6 protein-coding genes are annotated in these 4,349 nt (G+C 57.7%); 1 reads left to right on the top strand and 5 read right to left on the bottom strand.

Annotated elements, in window-relative coordinates; all coding sequences use genetic code 11:
- Positions 1-191: 191 nt before the first annotated feature.
- The 3 genes from thiE to Q4C79_RS12950 form a co-directional block, all read right to left on the bottom strand.
- Positions 192-806 (bottom strand): thiamine phosphate synthase, encoded by a 615-nt coding sequence (gene thiE, locus Q4C79_RS12960; RefSeq protein WP_303091439.1) that lies wholly within the window; start codon positions 804-806, stop codon positions 192-194.
- A gap of 74 nt (positions 807-880) precedes the next feature.
- A complete protein-coding gene (locus tag Q4C79_RS12955) occupies positions 881-1,369 on the bottom strand; it encodes a disulfide bond formation protein B (RefSeq protein ID WP_303091438.1) in 489 nt (162 codons plus the stop codon).
- Between the two features lie 27 nt (positions 1,370-1,396).
- Positions 1,397-1,591 (bottom strand): cyanate hydratase, encoded by a 195-nt coding sequence (locus Q4C79_RS12950; protein ID WP_303091437.1) that lies wholly within the window; start codon positions 1,589-1,591, stop codon positions 1,397-1,399.
- A 98-nt stretch (positions 1,592-1,689) separates the two neighbouring features.
- Here Q4C79_RS12950 and Q4C79_RS12945 point away from each other — a divergent pair, with 98 nt between their 5' ends.
- A complete protein-coding gene (locus Q4C79_RS12945) occupies positions 1,690-2,328 on the top strand; it encodes an MBL fold metallo-hydrolase (RefSeq protein WP_303091436.1) in 639 nt (212 codons plus the stop codon).
- Positions 2,329-2,400: 72 nt separating this feature from the next.
- On the opposite strand, the gene Q4C79_RS12940 is transcribed toward Q4C79_RS12945, so the two are convergent.
- The gene (locus Q4C79_RS12940; RefSeq protein ID WP_303091435.1) at positions 2,401-3,657 is read right to left on the bottom strand and encodes a M48 family metallopeptidase; all 1,257 of its coding nucleotides are present in this window, start codon (positions 3,655-3,657) and stop codon (positions 2,401-2,403) included.
- 116 nt (positions 3,658-3,773) lie between these two features.
- A partial coding sequence (locus tag Q4C79_RS12935; protein ID WP_303091434.1) for a TCP-1/cpn60 chaperonin family protein occupies positions 3,774-4,349 on the bottom strand: 576 nt, incomplete at its 5' end.

Here is a 4,349-nt window from a genome sequence, read left to right as displayed (position 1 = left end):
ACGTCTGAAAATGAAAAAACGGTTACCTTGATTGTTCAGGTAACCGTTTGGATGGAGTAGCTGGTATTTCGCAAAGGTCTCGGCCTGTCTGAACGGCATCGCCGCCGTTGCCCGGTTCATGAATCCTGAAAAACCAATGCCTGTCTGAAAATAATTTTCAGACAGGCATGTCTATTCATTCAAAACCTATCCTAATCCCACAGCGCCTGAAACGCCTTCACCACTGCCTCCGGATCCGCCGCTTCGGTTACCGCACGCACCACCGCCAGCGAAGCGGCACCGGCCGCCAACACCTCGGCGCCGTTATCCAAATCAATCCCGCCGATGGCCACCACTGGCGTATCACCGGCCTGGCGCACATATTCGCGCAACCGTTCGATGCCTTGTGGCTGGGTGGGCATTGCCTTGGTGGTGGTCGGGAAAATCGCGCCGCTGGCCACATAGCTGGGCCGCACCGACAAAGCACGGTCGAGCTCGGCCACCGAATGAGTGCTCAAACCCAAGCGCAGACCGGCGCGCGCGATGGCGGCCAAATCCGCCGTATCCATATCCTCCTGCCCCAAATGCACGCCATAAGCCCCCTCGGCAATCGCTTCCTGCCAATAATCGTTGATAAACAGCTGGGTACGGCTACCCCCGGCCGCCGCCACGCTGCGGCGGATTTCCGCACGCAAGGTCTCGCCATCCAAGGTTTTGTTACGCAGCTGCACGGTATCGGCGCCGGCCTTCACCATACGCTCTACCCACGCCGCATCCGGTACCACCGCATAAAATTTCAACGGTGCGCGCACCGCCGGAAAACTCAGTTGCATCATGACTCTCTCCTTTTGCTCCAGCAACAAAATGCCTGTCTGAAAACCTTTTCAGACAGGCATAGCGCTTATCTCGCCTTCAATTTAAACCACACCGTCCACAACCACAGCAATACCGCGCCGAACAGCAGCACGCTCCACACCGGCAGCGGCACACCCAACACATATTCGCGCACGCCGCAATCGCCGAAGCCGCGCACCACCGGCTCCCAAAGATCGAACAGCGGCCAATCGCGCAAACGGAAGGTCCACGGTGCACCGCAGGAAGGCCTGTCGGCCGCCGCCAGATTCTGTAACCACAACTGATAAACCGCCACGCCCAAACCCCAGCCCGCCGGCAGGCTTACCCACAAAGCCGCCAACAGGCGGCCGCCTTTTTTCGCGCTTGGCAACAACAGCGCCAGCAAAGCCGCCAAACCGGTCGCCATCACCGCCACCCGCTGCAAAATGCATAACGGGCAAGGATTCAAACCCAAAACATATTGCGAAACAAACGAGCCCACGGTACCCACCAGGCTCACCAACACCACGCCCCACAAGGCCTTACGATAAGTCATTACGTTTCAATCTTTCATTTTCATCATTTAACGCCCGAACAGCGATGCCACCATCTCGGCCTGCTCTTCGGTAAACGCCGGCTCGCCCAAACGGGCGGCGACGGTAAATTCATTGGCAAACTGCTGCTGCACCGACGTTTCGCGCCACTGCTGCAATTTGCCCTCTTTCGTTTCTTTCAACCGGGCGGCCGCCTTCAGCGCCGCCGCACGTTCTTTTTGCATCGCCCGTCTCCGTCAAACGGTATTCATTGCCGAATAATTTCACTATAATCGCGCCCATTATCCTCCTTTCTCCACAATGATGCAGCACAGGATTTGATATGGCGCTCCAATTTCAGATTATGCCGGTTACCCCGTTCCGCCAGAATTGCACCTTGCTGTGGGACGACAACAGCGGCGAAGCCATCTTTACCGATGTCGGCGGCGACAGCGGGTTTCTCTGGCAGGAAGCCCAAGCGCTCGGTCTCTCGCCGCAAGCCGTCTGGCTTACCCACGGCCACCTCGACCATGCCGGCGGCGTAGTCGCGCTCACCCAAGAGCACCCCATGCCGGTGCTCGGCCCGCACCCCGACGACGAATTCCTCTTGCAAGCGCTGCCGCAAACCACGGCCGAATTCGGCTTTCCCGTCTCACCCGCGTTCACCCCCGAGCGCTGGCTGGCCGAAGGCGAACAATTGCGCGTAGGCGCTTACGTTTTCGATGTGCTGCACATTCCCGGCCACACCCCCGGCCATGTGGTTTTCCACTGCGCGGCAGAAAAGCTACTAATCGCCGGCGACGTGCTGTTTTACGAAACCATAGGCCGCACCGACTTCCCGCGCGGCAACCATCAGGATTTAATCGACAATATCCGCAACAAACTGCTGGTTCTGCCCGACGATACCCGCGTGATTCCCGGCCACGGCCGCATGACCACCATCGGCCATGAGCGGGTTTACAATCCGTTTTTGCAAGGCTAACCGCCGATACGATCCGAAGCGAAGCCGACCGGAAAAATGCCTGTCTGAAAAAACCTTTCAGACAGGCATTTTTTACCTTCCGCCGCCCGCCCGCTGCAAAGCCGCGATACGCTCCCGAGCGCCCGGATGCGAATCATAAAAACGCGAATACCAGCTGTCGCCCACCAAACTGCGGGCATTGCTGCGGTAAAGTTTAACCAGCGCGCTGATCAAATCGTCGGCCGAAGCTTCGGCGGCGGCGAAACGGTCGGCTTCAAATTCATTGCGGCGCGACATCCAGCCGGACAAGGGTGAAAACGGAAAGGTAAACACCGGCAACACCAGAAAAAACAGCAGCAAAGCCATCGCATGGCTGGCCGAATTCACCCCCAATCCCAGATAAAAACCCGGTTCTCGAATAAAAAAGCCCAATACCGCCAACACCAGCAAGCCCAGCGCGAAGCTGACCGCCATTTGCGTCACAATGTGCTTATGTTTGAAATGCCCCAATTCGTGCGCAAGCACCGCCTCCACCTCCTGCGGCTGCATGTCTTTGAGCAAGGTATCGAAAAAGACAATCCGCTTATGTTCGCCCAAGCCGGTGAAATACGCGTTGGCGTGGCCGGAACGTTTGCTGCCGTCGGCCACGAACACGCCTTCGCTTTTAAAACCGGTGCGCGCGAGCAAATCTTCGATACGCCGGCGCAGCGCCTCGTCCGCCAGCGGCTCGAAACGGTTGAACAGCGGCGCGATCCATTTCGGAAACGCCCACATCAGCAGCAACGAGAAACCCAGCCACAACAGCCACACCCACAGCCACCACAACGCACCGCCGATGCCCATCAGATAAATCACCGCATAAAGAAACGGAATACCGATCAGGCCGCCCAACAGCAGGCCTTTGGCGCGGTCGGCCAAAAACACCGGCCAAGTGGTGCGGTTGAAGCCGAAACGCGCTTCCAGGCCGAAAGTGCGCCAAACCGTCATCGGCAATTCCAACAACATATTGGCCAACAGAAACAACGCCATCAGCGCCACTCCTTGTGTGAGCGGCGAAGTGGAAACGTGCAGCGACAGCGCGGCCAGCGCGTTCAAGCCGCCGCCGTAAGTAAACAACAGAATCAGCAAGGTATCGTACCAAATCTGCCAACGCGCCAGCCGCTGGCCGGCCAGCGTGTAATCCGCCGCCTTCTGGTGCTCTTCCAGCGAAACCGCTCCGGCAAAACCGGCAGGTACCTGCGAACGGTGCTTCAACACTGCCCGACTCTGGCGGAACGAAAGATACAGCCGCAAAGTGGTGGTTAAAGCGAGAAAAAACAAAAACAATTGTTGTACGGTAGTAGCAGCCATCGTCGTCAAAACATGATTAAACCAGCCGCATGATAACCGCCGGCTGTGATTGAGGTCAAAAAAAGACGCCCGAAGGCGTCTTTTCTCGATACGGCAACTGAATATTCAGACACGCATTACATCATACCGCCCATGCCGCCCATACCACCCATGCCGCCCATATCCGGCATAGCAGGTTTCTCTTCCGGAATTTCGGCAATCATGCAGTCGGTAGTCAGCATCAGGCCGGCGATGGAAGCGGCGTGTTGCAACGCAGAACGGGTAACTTTGGCCGGATCCAAAACGCCCATTTCGATCATGTCGCCGTAGGTGTCGTTGCCGGCGTTGTAACCGAAGTTGCCTTGGCCTTCCAACACTTTGTTCACCACCACAGAAGGCTCGCCGCCGGCATTTTTCACGATCTGGCGCAGCGGAGATTCGATGGCGCGCAATACGATTTGCACACCGGCTTCTTGGTCGGCATTGGAGGTTTCCACTTTGCCCAGAGCGGAGCGGGCACGCAGCAGGGCAACGCCGCCGCCGGCCACCACGCCTTCTTCAACCGCAGCGCGGGTAGCGTGCAGCGCATCGTCCACGCGGTCTTTCTTCTCTTTCATTTCCACTTCGGTCGCCGCGCCGACTTTGATTACTGCTACACCGCCGGCCAGTTTGGCCACGCGCTCTTGCAGTTTTTCCTTGTCGTAATCGCTGGT

The sequence above is a fragment of the Neisseria sp. genome, from assembly GCF_030523955.1.
In the GTDB taxonomy this organism is placed as follows: domain Bacteria; phylum Pseudomonadota; class Gammaproteobacteria; order Burkholderiales; family Neisseriaceae; genus Neisseria.
The sequence above is the reverse complement of the archived record's forward strand: the minus strand, read 5'-3'. Positions and strand labels throughout refer to the sequence as shown.